This window comes from Janthinobacterium saanense (genome assembly GCF_014200675.1).
Lineage (GTDB): Bacteria > Pseudomonadota > Gammaproteobacteria > Burkholderiales > Burkholderiaceae_D > Janthinobacterium.
On the sequence record NZ_JACHCI010000016.1, the window covers coordinates 12,232 to 34,997 of the forward strand.

Annotated in this window: 23 protein-coding genes; 8 read left to right on the forward strand and 15 right to left on the reverse strand. The window is 57.0% G+C overall.

Annotated elements, in window-relative coordinates:
* Positions 1 to 6 precede the first annotated feature (6 nt).
* From HDE72_RS19630 to HDE72_RS19650, 5 genes are all read right to left on the reverse strand, one after another.
* Positions 7 to 324, reverse strand: a complete 318-nt coding sequence (locus HDE72_RS19630) for a hypothetical protein (protein WP_221291327.1) — start codon at positions 322 to 324, stop codon at positions 7 to 9.
* A gap of 199 nt (positions 325 to 523) precedes the next feature.
* Entirely contained in the window at positions 524 to 1,363 is an 840-nt protein-coding gene (locus HDE72_RS19635; RefSeq protein WP_183744173.1) for a peptidase associated/transthyretin-like domain-containing protein, read from the reverse strand.
* Positions 1,321 to 1,476: a hypothetical protein gene (locus tag HDE72_RS19640; protein WP_183744176.1), complete on the reverse strand. Its 156-nt coding sequence runs from the start codon at positions 1,474 to 1,476 to the stop codon at positions 1,321 to 1,323. Before HDE72_RS19640 ends, HDE72_RS19635 begins: the two co-directional genes overlap by 43 nt.
* A 3-nt stretch (positions 1,477 to 1,479) precedes the next feature.
* On the reverse strand, positions 1,480 to 2,148 hold the full coding sequence (locus HDE72_RS19645; RefSeq protein WP_183744179.1) for a hypothetical protein: 669 nt from the start codon (positions 2,146 to 2,148) through the stop codon (positions 1,480 to 1,482).
* Positions 2,149 to 2,184: 36 nt separating this feature from the next.
* Entirely contained in the window at positions 2,185 to 2,691 is a 507-nt protein-coding gene (locus HDE72_RS19650; protein ID WP_183744182.1) for a Spy/CpxP family protein refolding chaperone, read from the reverse strand.
* A gap of 195 nt (positions 2,692 to 2,886) precedes the next feature.
* Between HDE72_RS19650 and HDE72_RS19655 the strand changes: the two genes are divergently transcribed.
* Positions 2,887 to 3,576, forward strand: coding sequence for a response regulator transcription factor (locus HDE72_RS19655; protein ID WP_183744186.1), 690 nt, complete (start codon positions 2,887 to 2,889; stop codon positions 3,574 to 3,576).
* Between the two features lie 2 nt (positions 3,577 to 3,578).
* A complete protein-coding gene (locus HDE72_RS19660) occupies positions 3,579 to 5,075 on the forward strand; it encodes a sensor histidine kinase (protein ID WP_183744189.1) in 1,497 nt (498 codons plus the stop codon).
* 22 nt (positions 5,076 to 5,097) lie between these two features.
* Here HDE72_RS19660 and HDE72_RS19665 read toward each other — a convergent pair whose 3' ends face one another.
* Positions 5,098 to 5,442 (reverse strand): FlxA-like family protein, encoded by a 345-nt coding sequence (locus tag HDE72_RS19665; RefSeq protein WP_183744192.1) that lies wholly within the window; start codon positions 5,440 to 5,442, stop codon positions 5,098 to 5,100.
* 157 nt (positions 5,443 to 5,599) lie between these two features.
* On the opposite strand from HDE72_RS19665, the gene HDE72_RS19670 reads away from it, so the two are divergent.
* Positions 5,600 to 6,814: a PrpF domain-containing protein gene (locus tag HDE72_RS19670; protein WP_183744195.1), complete on the forward strand. Its 1,215-nt coding sequence runs from the start codon at positions 5,600 to 5,602 to the stop codon at positions 6,812 to 6,814.
* Here HDE72_RS19670 and dcd read toward each other — a convergent pair.
* The 4 genes from dcd to HDE72_RS19690 form a co-directional block, all read right to left on the reverse strand.
* A complete protein-coding gene (dcd, locus tag HDE72_RS19675; RefSeq protein ID WP_183744198.1) occupies positions 6,811 to 7,380 on the reverse strand; it encodes a dCTP deaminase in 570 nt (189 codons plus the stop codon). The genes HDE72_RS19670 and dcd overlap by 4 nt on opposite strands.
* A gap of 124 nt (positions 7,381 to 7,504) precedes the next feature.
* Positions 7,505 to 8,305: an alpha/beta fold hydrolase gene (locus HDE72_RS19680; RefSeq protein ID WP_183744201.1), complete on the reverse strand. Its 801-nt coding sequence runs from the start codon at positions 8,303 to 8,305 to the stop codon at positions 7,505 to 7,507.
* 72 nt (positions 8,306 to 8,377) lie between these two features.
* The gene (locus HDE72_RS19685) at positions 8,378 to 9,049 is read right to left on the reverse strand and encodes an HAD family hydrolase (RefSeq protein ID WP_183744204.1); all 672 of its coding nucleotides are present in this window, start codon (positions 9,047 to 9,049) and stop codon (positions 8,378 to 8,380) included.
* Between the two features lie 16 nt (positions 9,050 to 9,065).
* Positions 9,066 to 9,827 carry a sulfite exporter TauE/SafE family protein gene (locus tag HDE72_RS19690; RefSeq protein WP_183744207.1) on the reverse strand — a complete coding sequence of 254 codons (762 nt, stop codon included), beginning with the start codon at positions 9,825 to 9,827 and terminating at the stop codon, positions 9,066 to 9,068.
* 167 nt (positions 9,828 to 9,994) lie between these two features.
* Here HDE72_RS19690 and HDE72_RS19695 point away from each other — a divergent pair, with 167 nt between their 5' ends.
* The gene (locus HDE72_RS19695) at positions 9,995 to 10,918 is read left to right on the forward strand and encodes a LysR family transcriptional regulator (RefSeq protein WP_183744209.1); all 924 of its coding nucleotides are present in this window, start codon (positions 9,995 to 9,997) and stop codon (positions 10,916 to 10,918) included.
* A 3-nt stretch (positions 10,919 to 10,921) separates the two neighbouring features.
* Here the strand turns inward: HDE72_RS19695 and HDE72_RS19700 are convergent, their stop codons facing one another.
* Entirely contained in the window at positions 10,922 to 11,440 is a 519-nt protein-coding gene (locus tag HDE72_RS19700) for a GNAT family N-acetyltransferase (RefSeq protein WP_183744212.1), read from the reverse strand.
* Between the two features lie 175 nt (positions 11,441 to 11,615).
* Here HDE72_RS19700 and HDE72_RS19705 point away from each other — a divergent pair, with 175 nt between their 5' ends.
* Together HDE72_RS19705 and HDE72_RS19710 are read left to right on the forward strand one after the other, a co-directional pair.
* Positions 11,616 to 12,773 (forward strand): hypothetical protein, encoded by a 1,158-nt coding sequence (locus HDE72_RS19705; protein ID WP_183744215.1) that lies wholly within the window; start codon positions 11,616 to 11,618, stop codon positions 12,771 to 12,773.
* Between the two features lie 34 nt (positions 12,774 to 12,807).
* Positions 12,808 to 12,996 carry a hypothetical protein gene (locus HDE72_RS19710; RefSeq protein WP_183744218.1) on the forward strand — a complete coding sequence of 63 codons (189 nt, stop codon included), beginning with the start codon at positions 12,808 to 12,810 and terminating at the stop codon, positions 12,994 to 12,996.
* Positions 12,997 to 13,041: 45 nt separating this feature from the next.
* On the opposite strand, the gene HDE72_RS19715 is transcribed toward HDE72_RS19710, so the two are convergent.
* From HDE72_RS19715 to HDE72_RS19730, 4 genes are all read right to left on the reverse strand, one after another.
* A complete protein-coding gene (locus HDE72_RS19715; protein ID WP_183744553.1) occupies positions 13,042 to 15,465 on the reverse strand; it encodes a DNA internalization-related competence protein ComEC/Rec2 in 2,424 nt (807 codons plus the stop codon).
* 818 nt (positions 15,466 to 16,283) lie between these two features.
* A complete protein-coding gene (locus tag HDE72_RS19720) occupies positions 16,284 to 17,045 on the reverse strand; it encodes a ComEC/Rec2 family competence protein (RefSeq protein WP_311735261.1) in 762 nt (253 codons plus the stop codon).
* A gap of 499 nt (positions 17,046 to 17,544) precedes the next feature.
* Positions 17,545 to 19,320 (reverse strand): ATP-binding protein, encoded by a 1,776-nt coding sequence (locus HDE72_RS19725; RefSeq protein WP_183744221.1) that lies wholly within the window; start codon positions 19,318 to 19,320, stop codon positions 17,545 to 17,547.
* Complete coding sequence (locus tag HDE72_RS19730) at positions 19,307 to 20,509, reverse strand: hypothetical protein (protein ID WP_183744224.1); 1,203 nt, start codon at positions 20,507 to 20,509, stop codon at positions 19,307 to 19,309. Before HDE72_RS19730 ends, HDE72_RS19725 begins: the two co-directional genes overlap by 14 nt.
* Before the next feature lie 369 nt (positions 20,510 to 20,878).
* Between HDE72_RS19730 and HDE72_RS19735 the strand changes: the two genes are divergently transcribed.
* Together HDE72_RS19735 and HDE72_RS19740 are read left to right on the forward strand one after the other, a co-directional pair.
* Positions 20,879 to 21,439 carry a peroxiredoxin gene (locus tag HDE72_RS19735; protein WP_221291328.1) on the forward strand — a complete coding sequence of 187 codons (561 nt, stop codon included), beginning with the start codon at positions 20,879 to 20,881 and terminating at the stop codon, positions 21,437 to 21,439.
* 40 nt (positions 21,440 to 21,479) lie between these two features.
* The gene (locus tag HDE72_RS19740) at positions 21,480 to 22,727 is read left to right on the forward strand and encodes a protein-disulfide reductase DsbD family protein (RefSeq protein WP_183744230.1); all 1,248 of its coding nucleotides are present in this window, start codon (positions 21,480 to 21,482) and stop codon (positions 22,725 to 22,727) included.
* Positions 22,728 to 22,766 lie beyond the last annotated feature (39 nt).

Below are 22,766 nucleotides of genomic sequence, written 5' to 3' on the forward strand. Positions count from 1 at the left end.
GGCGATTTACTGAATCTGGCCAGCCGCTGCCAGTGTCTGTTGCTCAGTCCCAGTCAAGCTGCGATGTCCGTAGCTGAGAACACGTGTAATCTGCCATTTCGCCCCAGTCGATTGCCAGACAATCAAAAATTTCGCAATCCCTTCACATTTCCCGCTCGCAATCTCGCAGAAGCGATGTTCTCCTTCCTCAATTGCGCCGAAATCCTTGATTGGGTAGACTTTTAATGTCGCGGGAAGCAATTCACGGCGAATATTGCCACAAATATATTTTTTTGTATTTGCGACAACCGTATCACGATCAAAAGTTGCTCCCCCCCTTGTCATGATAGAACTCGACCGTCGGTGAAAAATATGCAGCAAATGCGTCCAATGCACAGCTGTTATAGGCATCGAATACCTTGGTATCGAGCTGTGTAACAAGCCATAGACGGTTGCATGATATGCCACCCACACATATTGTGAAGAGCTGCATGCGGCGTGTGGTCGACGACGGAAAGGCGCTGCTTAGCCGCCAGCTGAACGCTCAGCCATTGATGGCGATACGCAAGGTGGCCACATACCCATCGACGGGATTGCCCGTCAAATGGGTCGTCTGCAGGCTGCTGGCGGGTCCGATGCCAGGGCTGGTCTCGCCAGGCCGTGCCAGGTTCGCCAGGCTGGCTTCATAGCCGCTGGCCGCATAGATCTGGTGCAGGGCCGCCTTGGGAAAGCTGAAGTGTGTAGTCTTGAGGCGGTTGCTACCGCTGGCCGCCTGGACCAGGCTGGGGTAGATTTCCAGATGCACGTGCGGCATGGTGCCTGGCTGGCAGCCAGGAAAGATGCTGGTAAAAGCCAGCATGCCGTCAGCATCCGTTTCCTGTAGTCCACGCAGATAATTCTGCCCAGCCAGCGTACTGGAATACAGGGAATAGCGGCCATCGCGGTCGCAATGCCATATATAAATGGCGTAGCCGGCCAGGCTGGCGCAGCCGGCGCCGGCATTGAGCAGTTGCAGCCGTATGCTCAAGGGTGCGCCCGTGGCCACCGCCGTGCCACCGTTGAAGCTGCTGCGGATATCGCTGCGCACGATGCCGGGCTGGTTCAGCACATTGATGATGCTGCCGCTATAGGTATTCGTGCCGTCAGCCGGATACGGCCCCGCCATTTCTTCCTGTATCACGGCGCAAGCCCCTGCCAGCGGTTCTGCGACGTCCGCCGCCGCCAGCGTGGTCGTGGTCGCGGTGGCGTCGCTGGCGCCACCGCAGCTGATCAGGGGCAAGGTCGCCGTGCCCACCAGCAGCCAGCGCAGCAGCCGGCGCCGTTCGGTCTGCCGGTGGTCCATCATTTCGACCCTGGATGCCAGGTCGACAGCAGGTGTATCCATACATATTCCATCAAGTGGGGCAAGCCGGCCAGCGCCGGACTGAGACTGGCGCACAGGAACAGCAAGCGCCTGGCGGCCTCGCTGAACGTGACGCTGGCTGGCTTGCGCTCCATGGTTCAGGCCGTGGTATTGACCAGGTTGCCGGCCGCTGGCAGGCTGGTAGCGCCGCTGGCGCCGCCCAGGCTGCCCGACAAGGATTGCAGGAAGCTGCCCAGCTTGGCATTACTGCCGTCGCTGCTGCCACCGAGTGAGCTCAACAGATTGGCAAAACTCGATTGCAAATCGCTGACGCTGCTGTCGCTGCTGGTGCTAGCGGTGCCATCTGTGCCGCTGGTGCTGTCTGTGCTGGACGACAATTTCTGCATCAGGCTTTGCAAGTCCGACCCGATATGGCCGGGCCCGCCCCTGCCGCCGCCATGGTGGCCGCCTTCGCCGGCGACTTTGCCCTGGCCTTCACCTTGGCCGCCGCCGCCCTGCGCGTGCAGGCTGCCCATCAACTGGTGCAAAAAGGCGCCCAGCGCCTGGCCGGCGTCGCTACCGCTGGCGGTACTGGTGGCGCTGGTGCTGTCATCGGTGCTGCTGGCCGTATCGCTACTGGTATCGGGCACGCTCACGCCTATCGATGACAGGGCGCTGGAAATGGCGTCCAGGAAACCGTTGTCATCGGACTTTTGCGGCGGCGCGCCGGCTGTGGCGCTGGTCGTAGTGCTGGCCGTGCTGCCATCCAAGCGGCTGTAGGCATTCAGTTGCAAGTTGCTGCTGGACGATAAGGCGCTGATGCTCATGTGTTACTCCCCTTTTATTGTATGTTTAATGATGGCTTACACTGGTGCCGGTGGACGTGGGCGCTGACCCTGACGGCCGGGACCGCCTTCGTGGCGCGCTTGACGGGCGGCCAGTTGTGTCCGCTGTTCCGGCGTCAGCAAGGCCAGCAGTTGCTGCTCCAGCCGCGCCTGCTCCAGGCTGATCCTGGCGGTGGCTTGCGCCGCGGTATTGGCCAGGGCGCTGGCCTGGGCGTCGTCGTATTGGGCCGAAGCGGCCAAGGCGCGCAATTGCGCATGCGCCTTGAAGGCGATTTTCTTTTGTTCGTGCAGCAGCGGCTCCTGGGCGTAGGTCGCGGCAAACACCTTGTCTTGCTGCGCCTCGGTCAATTCAATGCCGCGCAGGAAAGGCGGCACGCCCTCGCCAGCACCATGGCCGTGATGGCCCATGCCGGGACCCGCGCCGGGGCCGGGACCAAAGCCTGGACCCTGCTGCGCCTTGGCCGTCAGCGGCGCGGCCAAACCGGCCGACAGCAGCAGGAACAGCATCGTTTGCGTGTGCTTCATGGGATTCTCCTCTCGTTTTGATGAAGATTGATTGTCCGGTGCTGGCGTGTAAAGCAACGTTAGTACTAAGTAAAAGCATGTAAAGGAATGTGAGCGCTTGTGTGTAAAACCGGGTAAAACGCTGTGTAACAGCCCCCGATAGACTGCTATCATCGGGGCAACACAATCTACGACCATGGGAAAGACGCGCAAAGAATGAGCAAGGTACTGCTGATAGATGACGATGTGGAGCTGGTAGGCATGTTCCAGGAATACCTGGAGCAGGAAGGCTTTGCAGCGCGGGCCGTGCATGACGGCGAAACCGGCTCGGCCGAAGCGCTGACAGGCCTGTACGCCATCGCCATACTCGACGTGATGATGCCGCGCATGAACGGCCTGGAAACCTTGCGCCGCATCCGCGCCGGCAGCAATATGCCGGTGCTGATGCTGACGGCGCGCGGCGACGATACTGACCGCATCGTCGGGCTGGAACTGGGCGCCGACGATTACGTCACCAAGCCGTGCACGCCACGCGAGCTGACGGCCCGGATCCGCGCCATCCTGCGCCGCTCGCAAGCGGTGCAGCCAGACAATTCCGGCGCCGCGCCGCTGAGCGTGGGCCAGTTGACGATGTGGCCGCAGCAGCGCCGCGCAGCCTGGGCCGGCACCCATCTGGAACTGACCAGCACGGAATTCAATTTACTGGAAGTGCTGGTGCGCCAGGCAGGCAAGCCTGTCAGCAAGAACCAGCTGTCCGAACTGGGGCTGGGCCGTCCCATGGCCCGCTTCGACCGCAATATCGACGTACACCTGAGCAGCCTGCGGCGCAAGCTCGGCTGCCTTTCCGATGGCCGTTCCTGTTTGCAAACGGTGTACCGGCTAGGCTATCAGCTGATCAAGGAATAAGCGTGGGCCGCCTGTTCTGGAAGTTTTTCCTGTGCATTTTGCTGGCCCAGTTTGCCGCCACCATCGGCATCGGCGGCACCTTCTGGCTGAAAAACCGTGCTGCCCAGCAAGAGCGCCTGCTCGACATCGACACCAGTCCGCCCGCGCAGATGGCCATCGATGCGGCCGCCGCCACCCTGGAGTTTGGCGGCAGCAACGCCCTGCGCCAATTGCTGGTGCAAACGGAACGCTTTCGTGTCTACGCCGTCGATGACCAAGGCCGTGAATTGCTGGGACGCCACGTCAAGCCCGCCACCCTGGCCAGGGCGCGCACCATGCGGGGGCAAACTGCGGGGCGGCACGTGGTGCGCGAACTGGAAGGCGCCGATGGCGTGCGGCTGCTGCTATTCCTGCCCTATTCCGAACATTTCCGCGGCTTCGAGACGGGCGCCACGCGCGACACCCTGCAAGCCATCGTCATGGGCGATACGCGCGCCATGCCATCGGGGCGCCCACCTGCAGACGCCGGCGCGCCACCATCGAGCGCCAAGCCAGCGCCTTTCCCGGACATGGGCGGCATGCCGCCCGGCCCGCGCATGAATGCGCCTTACCGCAGCTTTATTCCCGTCGTGGCCGCCACGCTGGCCAGCCTGCTGTTCGCCTTTTTGCTGGCCTGGTATTTCGCCCGCCCGATCCGCGATTTGCGACTGGCCTTCGAAGGCGCGTCCAGCGGCGACCTGGCGCCGCGCTTCCGCAACAAGCCGGGCGGCGACGAATTGAAAGACCTGGGCCACGATTTCGACCGCATGACGGGACGCCTGCAAAACATGATGGATAGCCAGACCCGGCTGCTGCATGATGTGTCGCATGAATTGCGCTCGCCACTGGCGCGGCTGCAGGCGGCCATCGGGCTGGCCCACCAGCAACCCGAAAAAATGGCGGCGTCGATGGAGCGCATCGAGCGTGAAAGCGTGCGCATGGATAAACTGATCGGTGAATTGCTGACCCTGTCGCGGCTGGAAGCGGCCGCCATCCACCCGCTCAGCGAAGACTTCAGCATCGCCGACCTGCTGCACGACATCGTGGAAGATGCCTGCTATGAGGCGGGCGGGCGCCAGATCAGTATCAACTTCAAAGGCGACGCCGATATCGGCGAGGCCATCGTGACGGGCCAGGCCGACCTGCTGGGCCGGGCGGTGGAAAACGTGGTGCGCAACGCCATCAAGCACAGTCCCGATGGCGGCGCCGTGGAAGTGGCAACATCGCTGCTCGATGGCGGCCGGCAGGTGCGCATCGCCGTGCTGGACCAGGGCCCCGGTGTGGCGGCAGCCGACCTGGGCGCCATTTTTGAACCATTCTTCCGCGCCAGCACCACGCAAAAATCCACCGATGGACATGGACTGGGGCTGGCCATCGCCCAGCACGTGATCGGCGCCCACGGCGGCACGATCACGGCCAGCAACCGCGGCAGCGGCGGCTTGTGTGTGGAAATGCTCTTGCCTGCCAGAATGCCCGCCTGAGGCAGGCATGCTGGCACCGCCATCAGGCGTGCGTATCGATAATGCTGCCCAGGGTGGACGATACCGAACGCGCCGCACTGGTACTGGTGTCCGCGCTGTCGGACGACTGTGCCGACTGTTGCGCTACCTGTTGTGCTGAGGCAGCCTGCAACTGGGCGATCTGCGCCTGCAATGCCGCGATCTGATCGGCCAATTGCTGCTGCAGCTTTTGCGTGGCGTCCGTCTGCTCGCCCTTTTGCGCATCGGTCAATTGCTTTTGCGCCGAGGTGATCTGTCTTTGCAGTGTTGCAATTTGTGAACTATTGCTGCTGCCAGTACCACTGCTGACGGCGCTGCTGGCGCCATTTGATGAGATTGCCGAAACCATATTCCCTCCTGATACAACTAATTAACACCCTTTATTTATCGGCCAGCGCAGCGGCAAATGAATAGGCCGACATGTAAAGCCAGGTAAAGACAACATCGGCTGGTGACACGGCAATAAAGCTGGCACACTGGAGCTTGCTCCTGCCAAGGCTACGACCATGCTCTCTCTGCCAGACTTCCATCCCCGCCGCCGTTCAGGCCTGATTGAGTTTCCAGTACACCATATGCGTGGTGGTACCTCTACCGGACTGCTGCTGTGGGAACCTTATCTGCCGCCGCAGCAAGACTTGCGCGAGCAATTGCTGCGTCATTTGATGGGCGTGCCACAAGCGGGGGCGCAGCCCGGCAACCGGCAAATCACGGGCCTGGGACGGGGGCCCGCCACCAGCAACAAGGTATTTATTGCCGATGTGGAACAAAACGCGGGACAGCCGGGCCTGGTTAGTACCCTGGCGCAACTGGCCAGCGAACACGGTCATATCGATTGGAGCGTCAATTGCGGCAATATGTCGTCCGCCCTGCAACTGTGGGCCATCGATACGGGTTTGCTGGCGACTGAAGCTAGCGGCCAGCAGGAAGTGTCGATCCGCAACACAAATACCGGCGTGATCACCACTTCGCGCATGGCGCTGCTGGACGATGGACGTTATGCCACGGCAGCCATTCCCGGCGTGCACGGCGAGTTTCCCGCTGTCGATCTGTTCCTGCACGACCCGGTGGGCGCAAAGACGGGCAAGCTGCTGCCGACCGGATCAGCGCAAGATGTGGTGGCTGGCTATACGGTCTCTTGCGTGGATGTGGCCGTGCCGATGGTGATCGCGGACGCGGCCCAGTTCGGCAAGACGGCGCAGGAGCCGATACGCGAACTGGAAGCGGACACGGCCTTCATGAACAGCATCCGCGCCGTGTGGGTGGCGGCGGGCCTGCACATGGGCTTGCGGCGCCGCGATGGCGGCTTGATGACGCAAGATGAATTGCTCCGCAGCGAAACCATCCCCAAGTTCTGCCTCATCGGGCCACCGCAAGCCGGTGGCAACCTGGCCGCGCGCTATTTCACGCCGCAAACAGGGCACGCTTCGCTGGCCGTTTCGGGCGGCTGCTGCCTGGCGGCCGCGACCCTGATACCGGGCACGGTGGCGCACGCGATCGCCCGGCAAGTGGCGCCAGTGACTGAAAAATATGGGGATGTGCAGGTAGGAATAGAGAATCCGGCCGGCATTTTGGACACAACGATAGTCGCGCGTAAAGTGGACGGCCAGATCGGGATAGCGAGCGCGGCTTACCGGCGCAGCACGCAAATCTTGCTACGCGGCCATGTGCCGCTATACCAGGCCTCGCAGCAATTGCAGGCCTGGTTCAGGGAGTGGAGTTAGGTTTTAGGCAAGGTCACGCCGACCTGGCCCTGATACTTGCCGCCACGGTCCTTGTACGAGGTTTCGCACACTTCATCGGACTCGAAGAACAGCACTTGCGCCACGCCTTCGTTGGCGTAGATCTTGGCTGGCAACGGGGTCGTATTGGAAAACTCCAGGGTCACAAAACCTTCCCATTCCGGCTCGAACGGCGTCACATTGACGATGATGCCGCAGCGCGCATAGGTGCTCTTGCCCAGGCAAATGGTCAGTACATTGCGGGGAATGCGGAAATACTCGACCGTGCGGGCCAGCGCGAAGGAGTTGGGAGGAATGATGCAATAGCCCTTGCCGGACACATCGACGAAGTTGTTCGCGTCAAAATCCTTGGGATCGACGATAGTGGTATTGATATTGGTAAATAACTTGAACTCGTCGGCGCAGCGGATGTCGTAGCCATAGCTGGAGGTACCGTAGGAAACGATGCGGTTACCGTCGCGTTCCTTGACCTGGCCCGGTTCGAACGGCTCGATCATGCCCGTTTGCTCCGCCATGCGGCGTATCCATTTATCGCTTTTAATCGTCATCGCAGGGGCTTCTTTCTAGAATATCGAGTGGCTGGGCGGCGCAGCCTGTGCAGGTGCGGCCCGAATGGCAGGATTTTACGCGAAAAACGGGCGCTTTTGGCCCCCTGCCCCTGAAATTCATCGCCTAGCGCCGTGCCAGCATGGCCGTGATCATTTCATGCAGCAGCTGCGCCGTCAGCTCGGGCGACTCCATGGGAAACAGATGGCCACCCGGCAACTGCCGGAAAAATGGCCCGACCAGCTTGCGCGTGGCGTCCAGGCCCGCTTGCCGGCATTCCACCGATTCCGTGCCGCCTATAAAGCCGATCGGCACGGGAAAGCCATGCTTGACCAGTTCACCGATATGGTGGGGCAAACCGCGATACACCTCGGTTTCCACTTCGCGCGTAAAACGCAGTTGCACGCCGTCCGGATGCGGCGCCAGGCCGCTGGCGATATAGTCATTCAATACCTGCGGCGCCCAGGCGGCAAACATATCCTTGGCGGCAAAATGGGCATGGGCCGCTGGCGCATCGGGCCACAGATAACGCCGCTTGGCGGAAAAACGCGCCGGCGAATAGCGCTCGCCCAGCGCCGTATGGCGCACCAGGCGCAGCAGCAAGGCGCGCCAGCCGGCCACCACCGGGGAATCGAGCAAGACCACGCAGCGGACCAGCTCGGGATGCGCCTTAGCCACCATCAGGCTCAGCATGCCACCCAAGGAATGGCCGACCAGGATCACGGGGCTGCTATAGCGGCGCTCCAGGTCGGCGATCATTTCCTGCTGCAGTGCGGGCCAGCCGGTCGTGACCGGATAGCGGGGATCGTGGGCGTGCATATCGAGCGCCTGCACAGCGTAATGTTCGCCCAGCAAACCGAGCAGCTTGCGGTAAGTGCCTGCAGGATAGCTATTGGCGTGGGCAAAATGCAGTTTGGGCAAGGTCATCTTTGGGGCTGGCCAGTCAACGGGATAAACCATTGTAATGGCATGCTGGCAAGACAAGTCTGAGGGAGCACTCTAATCAGCTGCCGGGTCGCCTATAAAGGAAGCCAGCACTTCGCCCAGCTCATCCATCGATTCCACCACACAAAACGCCTCATCAAACGCACACTCACGGTTCATGGCGTTGCGCAGCACGATGCATTCCAGGCCGGCGGCATTGGCTGAGCGCAAACCACGCGGCGAATCTTCTACCGCCACGCAGTGGACGGCGTCCAGGCCCAGCTTTTGCAAACCCAGCAGATAGCCATCGGGCGCCGGCTTGCTGTTGGCATAGCTTTCACGCGTCAGCACGAAATCAAAATACGGCAGCAAGCCGGTCGCCGCATGACTGATCTGAAAATGCTGCTCATGGGCACTGGTCACCACGCCCATGGCTATCTGCGGGTGCAATGCCTGCAGCAAACGTTCGACACCGGGTATGGCCAGCCCGCGCGCCTGGCGCAAGCGTTGACCGAAGAGCTGCTTGCGCTCGGCCCGCAAGCGGTCGATCAGCGCAATATCGTGGCCCTGCCCCAGCAGCACGTGCCAGGCGCCATAGTTATTGTCCAGAAACCAGTCAAAAAATTGCTTGGGCGTCAGGTCCACGCCATAGGGCAAGAGCAGTTCGCGGTTGCTTTCATAAAACAGCTGTTCGGTATTGACCAGCACGCCATCGTTGTCCCACAGCACACCCTGGATGGTTTTCATGGTTCAGTTCAACAACTTATTTGAAGAATATGTCGTAAGACAATTTAACGATCAGCATCACCAGCAACACCAGGAACAAGATGCGCACGAAGGCGGCGCCCCGTCGCACGGCGATCCAGGTGCCCGTCAGCGCCCCCAGAATATTGCACACGGCCATGGGCGCAGCCACCGCGTAGACCACGTGGCCGGCGGGAATGAAAAAGGCCAGCGCCGCCACGTTGGTGGCGATATTGACCAGTTTCGAGCAGGCCGAAGCGAGGATGAAATCGAAGCCGAACACGCGGATAAACAGGAAAATCAAAAAGCTGCCCGTGCCCGGACCGAACAGGCCATCATAAAAACCGATGGCGCCACCGATCACCATGGCCAGGATGCGTTCACGCGGGCCGATCGGGCGCGGCTCGCGCGTGGCGCCGAAGTCTTTCTTGATGAAGGTGTAGATGGCCATGATGATGATCAGCGCCAGCACCATAGGCCGCACCACTTGCTGCGGCACATACGACACGGCGGCCGCGCCGATGAAGGACATGACGAAGGCGCAGGCCACGGCCGGCAGCACCAGCAGCCACGGGATATGCACCTTGCCGATGAAGGAGCGGGCGGCAAACGCCGTGCCGCAGGCAGAGGCCAGTTTATTGGTTCCCAGCAAGGACGTCGAAGCCATGTTCGGCATCAGGTTGAACAGGGCCGGCAGTTGTATCAAGCCGCCGCCACCCACGGCGGCGTCGATCAGTCCCGCAAAGAAGGCAAACATACACAAGAGGGAGATGGTCAGCATGCGGCGATCCAAAAACAGTGGCAAGGACGCAAGTATAGGCGCGCGATTATGTTATGGCTGCAGCTATGCATGCAACTCCATCTTGCGGAAAGCGCAATCAGGCGTGGCGCTTGACGAAACAGGCATGGTGCGCTCTACTGGCGACTTTCCTTCTGAACCGCCCTGCCATGTCCATGAAACTGATGTGGGAAATCCGCGCCTTTTGCAGCGTCGTCGAGAAACGCAGCTTCGTCCACGCCGCCCGCATGCTGGGGCGCTCGCCGTCGGCCGTCACGCGCGCCATCCAGTTTCTGGAAGACGCCATCGGCGCCGAGCTGATCCTGCGCACGCAAAAGCAATTCACCCTGACCACCGCCGGTGAAACGTATTACGCCTCGGCCAAGCATTTGCTGGAAACCCAGGCCGAAGCGGAAGACCAGCTGGCGGAACTGAGCAATTCGCCCCAGGGCTGGGTGCGTATTTCGGCGCCGGAAATCCTGTCGCTGGGCTTTTTGCCGAAAGTGCTGGCGCAGTTTTCACGCGATTATCCGAATGTCTCGGTCGATATCCACTTTTCAGATAAATCGATCGACCCGATCCAGGAAAAGCTCGACTTCGCCATTCGCGGCGCCTTTCCCCGCTCCAGCGAACTGATCGGCTACCCGCTGTGGAATTACCGCCGCTATATGTATGCCTCGCCCGACTACATCGCCCGCATGGGCGCGCCGCAAGAACCGGAAGAACTGGGCGGCCACGACATCATCGTGCACTCGGCGCCCCGCATCCTGCGCGACTGGCATTTCGTTTCCGGTGAGCGCAATGTGCGCTTCCAGGTCCAGCCGCGCTTCCGCTTTACGTCCGGCATCGCCACTTTCCAGGCGGCACAGGAAGGCGCCGGCATCGCGCGCCTGGCCAGCTGGCTGGCGGAACCAGCCGTGGCAGCCGGCGCCCTGCAAAGGGTTTGCCCGGCGTATCGTTTGACGTCCTCGAAAGAACTGGACCCCAGCATCCACGCCGTCTACGGCAGTGCTAGGCTGCCCAAGGGCGCCAGGCTGTTCCTGGAATATGTACGCAAGAAAGGCATGGAGATACCGGATGAGCGCCTGGCCTGACGCTTAATGTGAAACCGCGTCACTGTACACGGCATACTCAGCACCATCCCAAACATAGCCAGCCACCTCGCGCATGCCCAGCCGCCGATGCGCGCGCAGTGATCCGATATTGTCGCGGCGTATGAACAGCACCGCCTCGCCGCCGGGATGCCGGGCCCGCATGGCTTCATGCAGCAACACCAGCAAGCCCTGCCCCCGCTCCGACTCCGCGATGCAAACGGGACCATACACATACGCCCCCGGCCCACCAGCATAGGCCTCCAGCATGGCCAGCACGGCCGGCGCCTGGGCCGTGTCTTTCGCTGCACTGAACAGCACGCCAACGACAGGACCACCAATAACACGCCGCGCCACGATCACGGCAGACTCGCCGTTGGTCATCTGAACCACCTTTTCACGCGGAAATTCGCCCGTCAAGCTGCCGCCCTGCGCAGGGGAATTGGCTTGCAGCAAGGCAGTGATGGCGTCGATATCGGCTGCCTGGGCCAGGGTGATCAGGTAAGCGGCGCTGGAATTGCTCATTTGCATTCCTTTAAGGATGAGGTCTGGAGCGTAGCATGAAAGCGCTGGATTCCATGTCCATAGCGCTGGCAATCGGAATCACCTATATACACATCAATCCATGAATGCAACTCAAATGCCACAATGATTCATATTAATTCATTGACATATTATTTATCTGGATCAAGAAATTTCAATGGTAATCGTATTTATTTCCTACTTTTCAGCCATTCTTGCAATAAGCGGGAGCATTTATCTTGCATTGAAATTTCACAAGTCTTGGTATGCTCCTCTTAAAGAATTGGCGATTAAACCAGAATTTGGCGGCGTCAATATATTTCTAGGCGCCATGGTGGGTTACCTTGGATCGCATTTCGACAAGGAAATTTACAACGCCACCGGCCGTTTATATCTACCCGCCGACTGGACCGGTGGAACACCATGGATTACAGGTCAATTCACCGTCGTTCCTGTTTTCTTCTGGATCCTGGTGATACTCACCGTGATCGCATTTATTGCTACCGTTTCCGCCCAAGGTTCCGCGGCTGCCGAGATCAACACCGAGTTTCGCTCTTCATTCAAGCGTTTGTTCACGATGCCGCCGAATGGTTTTTTGGACGAATATCGCAAGCTTGCCTTGGGAAGTGGCCGGCTGGTGATGGATTTGCCGCCGACCTTGCGGCGCAGCCAGCACCAGGAGCTCATCCGTACACTGCTGCTTTCGATTTGCAATGTGGTCAAGGAATACGATAGCGGGCGAAATTCCTGTGTCTACGGATGCAATATCATGCTGTACTTTGGCACGGGAAGCAGCAGGTTCAACACCAGGTGCAAGGCACTCAGGAAGAATATCCGATGCATAGAGCGGGGCGTGGCGCTTGAGAATTTGGCCGGCGTGCTGGAACTACAACGTATTTTAAGTATCTCCAGTCATACGGGTGTCAATCCCGATAAGAGGCTGCAGAAATTGGCATTGCCCATACCGATGACGAGTGGCCCACTCGATGTACTTGATTATATCCCTGGTGCACCATTGACATTTGCAACAGGCAAACCTGCTGCCTATCGCAGTCAAAAAGATTTGATTGAGAAAGTAGAGAAAAATAGAAGGTTCTCTTCCAATGTACTCGATGATCTGGTCGCCACACTCAATGCGCAAAATGAATCCGTCCAGGCCGTTATCTGCATACCTTTATACAGTTACTATACTTCGGGTGTACCAGAGGCAATAGGAATATTGAATATTCATAAGAACATTGTTGATGAGCATTTTGAAGCGAAGTATAAAAACTTTGGCGATTTATTGGCGCCCCTGGTACAGAACCTGGAGCGCGCGGTCTCGCTGTATCCCTGATTAGTGCTATACTTTTCTTGAAGGAGGGTTTGTTATGGAAATCACAATTCCCGTAAGTAATGCGGCATACTTTGATCAATTACTGAAATCCATCGGGCGTGAACTGACTGCGCCGCGCTCGGAGCGCATGGAGCTCGTCGCTGTGAAAAGCGAGGCTGGCGGCTTCATCATGGAAAGATTGCCAGTGAACGCCAAGGATATTTATCGCGTCACTAAAGAGTGATTGCCCTCTCAATCGCTGTTCTGACCGCCTTACCCCTTGCCATGTCTAGTGCGCATACCAGTAGCGCGGATGACTGGCGCGGTAAGCAGTGACCGTGATCATCTCGCCAAACTCCAGCATCAAGGCCCCAGCCTCATCCGTGCGCAAGCGCGTAATCCCCATTTCCCCATAGCGCGCATAGACTTGCGCCTTCGGGTGTTTGTAGCGGTTGCGGTGCCCAACCTGGAATATCGCCAAACTCGGGTGAACGGCAGTCAAAAAAGCGGGCGTGGACGAAGTGCCACTGCCATGATGAGGCGCCAGCAATACATCGGCCGCCAGCTCGGTCCCCAGGCGCGCACGCAATTGCGCCTCCTGCGCCGCTTCGATATCGCCGGCCAGCAAGATCGCATGCTTGCCTGCCGTGATTTTCACCGTGCAGCTGCGGGCATTCGGCTTGAGCGATTTATCATCGTGACTGGCCGCCAGCGGGTGCAGCATTTCGAAACGCACGCCCTCCCACTCCCAGCTTTGGCCGGCCGCGCAATGCAGATAGGGCTTGCCCAGCTTGTGCTGCGCCACGACGGCCTGGTGACCGCTGGTCAAGGACGAGGCCAGCCAGCCCACGGGTATGTTTTCGAGCAAGGATACGGCGCCGCCCGCATGGTCTGCATCGCTGTGCGAAATGATCAGGCCATCGAGCTTGCCGATTCCCCGCGCACGCAGATAGGGCACGATCACCCGGCTGCCGCCGTCGGAATCCATGCCATACGCGGGGCCCGTGTCATACAGCAAACGGTGTCCATGCGTTTCAATCAATAGCGCCATGCCCTGCCCCACGTCAAAAGCCGTGACCCATAACTGGCCAGGCGCCGGGGTGCTTGGGAAGGCAGTCATCAAAGGCAGCCAGCTCAGCATCCCCAGCCAGCGATGCGGCCAGCCGCGCGGCGCCAGCAGCCACAAGGTGCCAAACAAGGCCCAGGCAAAACTCCACCACGGCGGCGCGGGCGCAGTCCAGACGGCAAACGGACCAATACTGAGCCACTCCAGCAGCTGCACCAGCAGTTGCACGATCAAGTGCGCCAACAGCAGCAGCCAGCCGGACAATGGCGCCGGCAACAGGCTGGCAGACAATGACAAGGGCGCCACCACCAGACTGACCAGGGGAATCGCCACGGCATTGGCGACCGGCGACACCAGCGACACTTGCGAGAACAGCAGCATGGTCAAGGGCACCAGCCCCACCGTCACCACATATTGCGTATGCGCACCCAAGGCCAATTCCGCCCGCAAACGCTGCCAGCGGCTGGCCTCCGGGGCCGCCGGCGCCGGTATGCGCCCCACGCTGGCGTACAGTATCGTGGCCACCGCCCCGAACGACAGCCAGAAACCGGGCCACAGCACGGCCCAGGGATCCAGCAGCACCACCACGCCCAGCGCCAGGCACAGCACATGAAACACGCTGGTGATGCGCCCCGTCCACAAGGCGATGGCGACCACCATCAACATATATAAGGTGCGCTGCGCCGGCACGCCAAAACCGGCCAGCAGCACATACAGCAAGGCCGCCACGGCGCCCGCCAGCGCCGCCACTTTTTGCGCCGGCAGCAGCAAGGGCAATTGCCATCCCGTAAAAAACGAGCGCCGCCACAAGACGCCCGCCGCCAGCGCGACCAGCCCCGCGATCATGGTGATATGCAAGCCGGAGATGGAAATCAAATGACTCACGCCCGTGCGGTTGAACACTTGCCAGTCCGACTGCGGTATCGCCCGCTGGTCCCCCACCACCAGCGCCACGATCACGCCGACATAGGGCTTGCCCTGCAAGCTGCGTTCTATCCGCGTGCGCACGGCTGCCCGGCACGCTTCCACAATGTTAGCGAAACCCGGCACAAAATCGGTCAAGCGTACATTTGGTGTATCCGCCCGTGGCTGCGGCCGCACATACCCCGTGGCGCGCACGCCCTGCTCCAGCAGCCACACCTCATAATCAAAGCCCATCGGGTTCGCATTGCCGTGGGGACGCTGCAGCCGCACCGTCAACTGCCAGCGTTCCCCCGGCTGCACATCACCCACCTCATTCGTCACCTCATCGCGAAACCCTTTGTACCAGGACAAGGCAATCAGCGGCGGCACTGGCGCCCCCACCGCCTTTTCCACGACAAAGTTAAAACGCACACCCTGCTCGAAGTGATATGGCAGGCTGGCGATGGTGCCGATGACGGTGATATCGCGGCCTTCGTCGGCCAGCGCCAATTGGGGAGCGAGAGCGAGTTGGGCCAGCCAGGCGGCCCAGAAGAAGCCGAGGATGATGCCGCTTGTCAATCCCGAAAGCAGGCGCAGCGAAGCATGCTGGTGGCGCAGTGCGTATCCGGCTAACAGACAGGCCAGGCAGGCGACTGCCAGCGTGGTTCCGGCATGGGCAGGCAGCGCCGCCTGCGTCTGCAGCCAGTAAGCGCCAGCGGCGAAGCCGAGGATGAAGGTGGGCATGGCGGGTGTAGTCACGCGCTGAAATGCACCAGTATGGGCGGCGGAGGTCGGGTATGCGCATCTTTATAGATAGCGCTTTTGACCGGGCGCAGCACGATGGTTGATATCGTACTTGGACGGTCAAAGGCTTGCCTGTCACCTGCAAATTAACGTGCAGGTACGCTTGAGGTGAAAAATCAAGAATTACAGCAGAGGTCGTGTCTAAATGCAGAACTGACCCTGCCTTCGCGCTAGACGGGACCTTAACCGCGCCTCATTGTGCCCGGAAGCGTCCGTGCCGATCCGTTGGCTTCCGATTGCGCTCGCGGTGAATGTTGATGGAATAGCCCTGATTTGTAGCCCACGCTATCGCCTGGGCCTGAGTATCGCACTCGTGCAATAACCGCTCTGTCCCCTCTTGCTCAACCGCGTGATGAATGCCTGGTTCCCAGTTGCTGGGATTTTTACCCTTAACAATATCAACCTTTGCCATAGAGCCTCGCTGTTTTGGAATATGAAGTTAGAGCGCGTTAGGTACATCACCTGCAATGCATCCTGTCGCGCATTATTTTACCGGTGGCGTAAAATTTCGTACCCCCGGCTAGCGCCCAGCTTATCAGGTTGTGTTAGCGAAAAACTCACGAATTCTCACCCGCGAGGACCACGAACATTCTTCGGGTACCCAGACTTTGGTACAGCCGTTGTGCGCTCGTGCTGTGGGACGCCTGCAAAGCTTACGGTGCCGAAGCGCGGGTCGTAGGCCTAGCTGCGCAATAATGAGCGCCAGGGAAAACTAATTGTCGTAGACCGAAAGATCGCCGGCTGAGCCAGGGAAGAACTTAATTGTCTTTCACCAGAGCAATCGCCCGCTGGTCCCCCACCACCAGCGCCACGATAACGCCGGCATACGGCTTGCCCGCCAGACTGCGCTCTATGCGCGCACGCAAAGCCGCACGGCACGCTTCAACGACGTTACCGAAGCTGACCACAAAACTGTCCAGGCGGACATTGGGCGTATCCGCCCGGGGCTGCGGCCGCACATAACCCGTAGCGCGCACGCCCTGCTCCAGCAGCCACACCTCATAATCAAAACCCATCGGGTTCGCATTGCCGTGGGGACGCTGCAACCGCACCGTCAATTGCCAGCGTTCCCCCGGCTGCACATCGCCCACGACATTCGTCACCTCATCGCGGAAGCCCTTGTACCAGGACAAGGCAATCAGCGGCGGCACTGGCGCCCCCACCGCCTTTTCCACGACAAAGTTAAAACGCACACCCTGCTCGAAGTGATATGGCAGGCTGGCAATGATGCCGGTGACGGTAATATCGCGGCCTTCGTCGGCCAGGGCCAACTGTGGAGCTAACGCTAGTTGGGCCAGCCAGGCGGCCCAGAAGAAGCCGAGGATGATGCCGCCAGTGAGTGCTGAAAAAAGACGCAGCAATGCATGCTGGTGGCGCAGTGCGTATCCGGCTAACAGACAGGCCAGGCAGGCGACTACCAGCGTGGCTCCAGCATGGGCAGGCAGCGCGGCCTGCGTCTGCAGCCAGTAAGCGCCAGCGGCGAAGCCGAGGATGAAGGTGGGCATGGCGGGTGTAGTCACGCGCTGAAATGCACCAGTATGGGCGGCGGAGGTCGGGTATGCGCATCTTTATAGATAGCGCTTTTGACCGGGCGCAGCACGATGGCTGATATCGTACTTGGACGGTCAAAGGCTTGCCTGTCACCTGCAAATTAACGTGCAGCCACGCTTGAAGTGAAAAATCAAGAATTACAGCAGAGGTCGTGTCTGAATGGCAGAACTGACCCCGCTTCCGCTCTCGCCCAGCCAAATCACGAACGGCATCTTCAACAGTCAACCGCTTACTCCTCGCATATGCCACGGAACAACGCTCACCGTTTATGGGGTCAATGACCAATGTGAGTGCGCCAGCCCTAGTTTTTGAAATCCGTGAAAACTCAAGCGACAAATTTGGGCCATCGAACTGCCATTCCCCACGTTGCTCATCGAATGCGGCACGTCTGTCCCAGAGCAAAGAACCCCAACCTAAGATGACAATATGTGGTGACATAATATATGCGAGCTTAAGAGTGCTTACTATCTATTTTCTCCAACGATTAATAACATCAGAGAACGTTACATCTCGCCATGGAGAAACCCATTCATTTTGAACCTTTACACTCTGAGAGTGAGGTTCAGGATCTGGACGAGGCATTTTAATCACAGCAGGCAATAGAACAGCATCCCCAACAACAACACATTCCCCTGGGGCAAGATTAGGCAAGATTTCGGTAATTCCACTCGTATTGTCGGGGAATAGACGACGGACATAATTTTGATCAGCATCGTTAGTTAAACGAAGTGATATGAAATTATTGCATTGCGCAAATATTGTTTCAGATACCTCTGATGGACGCTGGCTGACGACCATCAAGCTTAGTCCATACTTTCGTCCCTCCTTCGCTATTCGTTCAAGAGATTTTTTTGAGGCACGATAAGCGGCATCATTATGACGTGGAACATAATTATGTGCTTCTTCGCAAACCAACATAACAGGCACATCATTCAAACCTCCCTGAGAGTGCTGAAGCTTTGAGTAATGGAAACAAAAATCAAATATCAGTCGGGATACAAGACTTACCGTAATACTTAACACTTCGAACGGTATGCCACTTAAATCAATTATTGTTACATTAGCTTTATTAAGATACCCTAAAAACTGACGCATCAATGACTCGAAATCGTTCGTTTGATAAGGAGTTCCATCGGCCTTTATATTTTTCAATAGGAAATTGAGGCGCTTGTCGGTAAGCTTCGCCTCTAGCCTAGACGCAAATCTATTAAACTCGCCATTAAACGGCCCATTTGTGGCCTTTGTTGCATTCGCTGCGGACGGTGGGACAAATGATAAAATTTTATTAAAGTAACTATCTTTTCTGATATTGATTAAAGTGCCATCGGAAAGTTTCGGTTTATCCTCTCCCTCTAGCCGACCAATGACCTCGCGGTTCATATTTTCAATATATTGATAAACCTCTCTTATAGAAAAATATACGGGAGTATCGTATGTAATTTCCAAAGTAGAAGGATTGTACTTTTCTTTATTGAGTATTACTGCATGCTTGAATTGACTGACTTGGTTATGAGAATTAGATTCATTACTTTCAATAAATATGCTTTCCAACTCTTCGGAATTCATTAACCAATACGGGAGATGAAGAGTTTCCACATCAAGCCTATTGAGCGAAAAAGATTCATCAGAATGCAACGTAAAGGCGGCCGTATATTCATCATGGATATCAAACATTACTATGTGCGAATTGTTCTGCACTGCTTTATTTGAATTTTTCCTGGACTCAATACCAACTACGTCTTGTAGTATACGCGTAACGGTACATGATTTTCCTGATCCAGTAGACCCAACAATAGCAATATGCTTGCTAAAAAATCTATTTCCATCAATTTTGTATTCAATGTCTTTATTCATTAACAAGGTGCCGAGCGTGAAATTATGCTGAGCATCATTCGCGAATATTATATCTAGAGTTTTCTCATCAGCGACATATGCTTGCTCAGTCGGAACTGGTAAAAGCAAACTGCCGCGATCAAAATTCTTGCCATCAACTAATGTACCTATCGCTTGGCACTCGACATGGAACTGCCAAACTGGAGCCACCTCTGCGGTTGCCGCTGATACGATACCCTTAATATTGCGAATTGTTGCAATCGTGAAATCGTGATTACCTTGGGCAATTTTCAGGAAGCGGCCTACTTGCAAACCAGCTTTGTTGTTCTCGAAAATCGCAAGATCATCTATTGCAACAACGATTGCACCGGGTGCACAAGAGAGAACTTTACCAATTTTATTCGTAGACATCGGACAACCCCATCATAAATTTCAGCTCTTCGAAAGAATCAGTTCCCAATTTTTCAACAACAACGTCCTCAGTATCTAGGCTAGAAAATATGTGATCACTGATGACGAAAATATCATCACCTTTCCGCCTATTAAGAACTACTCCATTTTGCTCCCAATTCAAAATCCTCAAAAGAAACTCTCTATTTGATGTCCCATCATTTTTTTCGGCCATAGGTTTTCGAAGGAAGCGCTCCTCAATGAAGACATTTGCCACATAGCCGTCATTTGCTATAACGGCTTTTTGATGAAGACGAACAACAATGGAATTAAATTGTGCCTCATTTACTACCAGACAAAAAGTCGGCGTACTTATGTGCGTCGGCTTGTAATGATATTTTTCCAAATAATCTTTGATGAACAAGACTATCTTATCGTCAAAATCCAATATTTTATTGGAGTCGATAAGGAAATATCTTAGTCTTGCATTCTTTGCCAAGTTGGGCTTCAACTGCTTTCTTCGCGCCTCTAAAATCATTTTTTTTGTTTTAAGAGACAGAGTCCATTGACTAATCGCGGTTGTCTTAATTTCACGCAACCTATCAAGCATCTGTGCTTTCGTTATAACTCGAAGAGTTTCATCATGAAGGATACTCAATGAGGCGATCTGCTGAATTGCATTTGGATAGGCTAAGGTTTCCACTTCAACTTCACTGATTCCCTCTTTTTTTAAAAGATCGACAGCTTCAGCAACCATGATGTCGTAAGAAGGACCCAGCTTTGCCGAGAATTTCAGCAAAAACTTATCCACATCCACAACGCCATTTAATCTCGCAATATAACTCGCAAAATCTTTATTTTCAGATTTTAAAGCGGCTAAAATAATATCTTTTCCTATTTTAAAATCAGCTTCTTTTAAATTAGGGTAATGCGAAAATAGAATATATTCAACTTTTCCATTCGATTTAAAATGAAAGTGATCAAGCATTTGCAGGAGTGGCTTAAAAACTGAGCTTGCATTAAATTTTTCTGCGGTTTCATGATATTTACATTGAATCGCTTTTATAGTACCTGCGGAAACGACTTCAATATCCTCTATGATTCCTTCTATAGAAACCGGAGAAGTGCTATCGGCTTTCAAAATCTCAACGAGCGTTGTATTGAATTGATACAAGAACCCTTGAATCGTATAATCTGCGCTTCTACTCATATGACGAGCCTAAGGAAAAGTGATTTCTAAAGGCGGTTTGCCTTGAGATTGAGAGGTTTCATTGTGCCACAAATAGTTTCCAAAAAATATTATTTTTTTGCGAACTACTGTTTCCGTTTAAAAGCATCCATTCTGATCACGCACTGCTCATCTGCTGTTTACAAATGTTTGCTAAATGCAATTAGAAAACATTGTGACATCTAAACAAGATGGATCGCGAGACTAAACGGGGACTAGCATGTGGAATATGCCCTCCCCAATCACCCCCACAATTTTTTATCCCCGACCGCAACTTCCCCTCCCCCTCCGTCGAACCGAAGGAAATGACGATCAACAGATAGTCATCCAACCTTACAAATGGAGTTCACAATGACACGTCTCGCGACAAACCTAGCAAAAGCAGCAACCTCTTTACTTCTGGTGCTTTCAGCATCGTCCGTCTTTGCCGCCCTGCCTGAAGGCGCAAAAGCACCTGACTTCCAACTCGATGCGGCGCTGGCTGGCAAGCCGATGAACTTTTCGCTGGCAAAGGCGCTGAAGAAGGGACCGGTCGTGCTGTATTTCTTCCCGGCTGCCTTCACGCAAGGCTGCACGGTGGAGGCGCATGAATTTGCTGAAGCGACCGATGAGTTCAGCAAGATGAATGCCACCGTGATTGGCGTGACTGCCGGCAATGCCGACCGCGTAGCCGAGTTTTCGAAGCTGGAATGCCGTGACAAGTTTGCGGTGGCGGCTGATCCGGGCGCAAAGGTGGCTGCCACGTATCAAACCCAGTTCCGCACCAAGGATGGCAAGGCTCTCTCCGAGCGTACCTCGTTCGTGATTGCACCGGATGGCAAGATTTTGCTCAGCTACACCGATCCAAACCCTGAATTGCATATCCAGAAAGCAATGAGCGCCGTCACGGCGTGGTACAAGGCAGCCAAATGACCATCAGTTCGATGGTCACGAACGGGGATGGGAGCAGGCTATGCTGACTATCCTCGCCGCTGCATTCCTGGGGGGATTGATCCTCAACTTCATGCCCTGCGTGTTTCCGGTGATTTCACTGAAGGCGTTTGGACTGATCCGCCATGTGCACGACCGGCGCACGGTGCGCATCGAGGGCCTGGCTTTTCTGGCCGGCGTGGTGGTCACCATGCTGCTGCTGGGCGCTGCGCTGCTGGCGGCACGCGCCGGTGGCTCGGCGGTCGGCTGGGGCTTTCAGCTGCAGTCGCCTGTGCTGATTGCCGCCCTGTCGCTGATCATGCTCGGGTCTGCCCTCAATCTGATGGGGGTGTTCGAGTTCGGCCTGGCAGCGCAACGCATCGGTGGCGTGGCTGGCCCGAAATCAGGGCCGCTCGGGGCGGCGCTCACCGGGGCACTGGCCATCATCGTGGCTACGCCTTGCACCGCGCCGTTCATGGCGGGCGCCATCGGCGCAGCGCTGGTGCGCCCGCCGCTGGAAGCCATGTCGATCTTCCTGGCGCTCGCGCTGGGCTTTGCCGCGCCGTTTACCGCCGTTTCGCTGGTGCCCGCCTGTGCACGGCTGCTGCCGAAGCCAGGCGCATGGATGGTCACCCTCAAGCAGGTGCTGGCTTTCCCGATGCTGGCTGCCGCAGCGTGGCTGGCCTGGGTGCTGGCGCAACAGGCGGGGTCCGCCGCCCTGGGCGTGCTGCTGGCGTCGTCTGTCGTGCTGGGCTTTGCCGCCTGGCTGTATGGCGTGGCGCAACAGCGGCAGTTCTCCGGACGGCGTCATCGGCCACAGTTGGCGATCTCCATTTTGCTGGTGCTGGGCCTGGCCGTTCCGCTGGCCGGCTTACCTACGACCAGCGATGGCGGCAGTACGGCAAATACCATGGCCGCTACAAACACCGCTCCGGACAAGCCCGTCAAGTGGACGCCACAGGCCATTGTTGCTGAGCGTGGCCATGGCAAGCCTGTCTTTGTCAATTTCACGGCTTCCTGGTGCATTACCTGCCAGGTGAATGACAAGGCGGCTTTGTCGACCAAGGCGGTGAAAGATGCGATGATGCAGACCGGGACGGTTTACATGATCGCGGACTCGACCAAATATAATGCGGATATCGACAAAGCAATTAGTGAGTTCGGCCGTGGCGGACTGCCCGTGTATGTGGTCTATCCGGCCGATGGTGGCGAGCCTGTGCTGCTGCCTCAGCTGCTAAGCCCGGACATCGTGACGGCGGCCCTGGAAAAAGCCGCAAAGAAGCACTCATAAGTAGCGCCCGGTACAAATCGCTGTCACCGGGTATTCATT

Coding starts and splice junctions, on each gene's coding strand:
- HDE72_RS19630 (WP_221291327.1), bottom strand. CDS start 324: ATGACAAGGGGGGGAGCAACTTTTGATCGTGATACGGTTGTCGCAAAT.
- HDE72_RS19635 (WP_183744173.1), bottom strand. CDS start 1,363: ATGGATACACCTGCTGTCGACCTGGCATCCAGGGTCGAAATGATGGAC.
- HDE72_RS19640 (WP_183744176.1), bottom strand. CDS start 1,476: ATGGAGCGCAAGCCAGCCAGCGTCACGTTCAGCGAGGCCGCCAGGCGC.
- HDE72_RS19645 (WP_183744179.1), bottom strand. CDS start 2,148: ATGAGCATCAGCGCCTTATCGTCCAGCAGCAACTTGCAACTGAATGCC.
- HDE72_RS19650 (WP_183744182.1), bottom strand. CDS start 2,691: ATGAAGCACACGCAAACGATGCTGTTCCTGCTGCTGTCGGCCGGTTTG.
- HDE72_RS19655 (WP_183744186.1), top strand. CDS start 2,887: ATGAGCAAGGTACTGCTGATAGATGACGATGTGGAGCTGGTAGGCATG.
- HDE72_RS19665 (WP_183744192.1), bottom strand. CDS start 5,442: ATGGTTTCGGCAATCTCATCAAATGGCGCCAGCAGCGCCGTCAGCAGT.
- HDE72_RS19670 (WP_183744195.1), top strand. CDS start 5,600: ATGCTCTCTCTGCCAGACTTCCATCCCCGCCGCCGTTCAGGCCTGATT.
- dcd (WP_183744198.1), bottom strand. CDS start 7,380: ATGACGATTAAAAGCGATAAATGGATACGCCGCATGGCGGAGCAAACG.
- HDE72_RS19680 (WP_183744201.1), bottom strand. CDS start 8,305: ATGACCTTGCCCAAACTGCATTTTGCCCACGCCAATAGCTATCCTGCA.
- HDE72_RS19685 (WP_183744204.1), bottom strand. CDS start 9,049: ATGAAAACCATCCAGGGTGTGCTGTGGGACAACGATGGCGTGCTGGTC.
- HDE72_RS19690 (WP_183744207.1), bottom strand. CDS start 9,827: ATGCTGACCATCTCCCTCTTGTGTATGTTTGCCTTCTTTGCGGGACTG.
- HDE72_RS19695 (WP_183744209.1), top strand. CDS start 9,995: ATGTCCATGAAACTGATGTGGGAAATCCGCGCCTTTTGCAGCGTCGTC.
- HDE72_RS19700 (WP_183744212.1), bottom strand. CDS start 11,440: ATGAGCAATTCCAGCGCCGCTTACCTGATCACCCTGGCCCAGGCAGCC.
- HDE72_RS19705 (WP_183744215.1), top strand. CDS start 11,616: ATGGTAATCGTATTTATTTCCTACTTTTCAGCCATTCTTGCAATAAGC.
- HDE72_RS19710 (WP_183744218.1), top strand. CDS start 12,808: ATGGAAATCACAATTCCCGTAAGTAATGCGGCATACTTTGATCAATTA.
- HDE72_RS19715 (WP_183744553.1), bottom strand. CDS start 15,465: ATGCCCACCTTCATCCTCGGCTTCGCCGCTGGCGCTTACTGGCTGCAG.
- HDE72_RS19725 (WP_183744221.1), bottom strand. CDS start 19,320: ATGTCTACGAATAAAATTGGTAAAGTTCTCTCTTGTGCACCCGGTGCA.
- HDE72_RS19730 (WP_183744224.1), bottom strand. CDS start 20,509: ATGAGTAGAAGCGCAGATTATACGATTCAAGGGTTCTTGTATCAATTC.
- HDE72_RS19735 (WP_221291328.1), top strand. CDS start 20,879: ATGACACGTCTCGCGACAAACCTAGCAAAAGCAGCAACCTCTTTACTT.
- HDE72_RS19740 (WP_183744230.1), top strand. CDS start 21,480: ATGCTGACTATCCTCGCCGCTGCATTCCTGGGGGGATTGATCCTCAAC.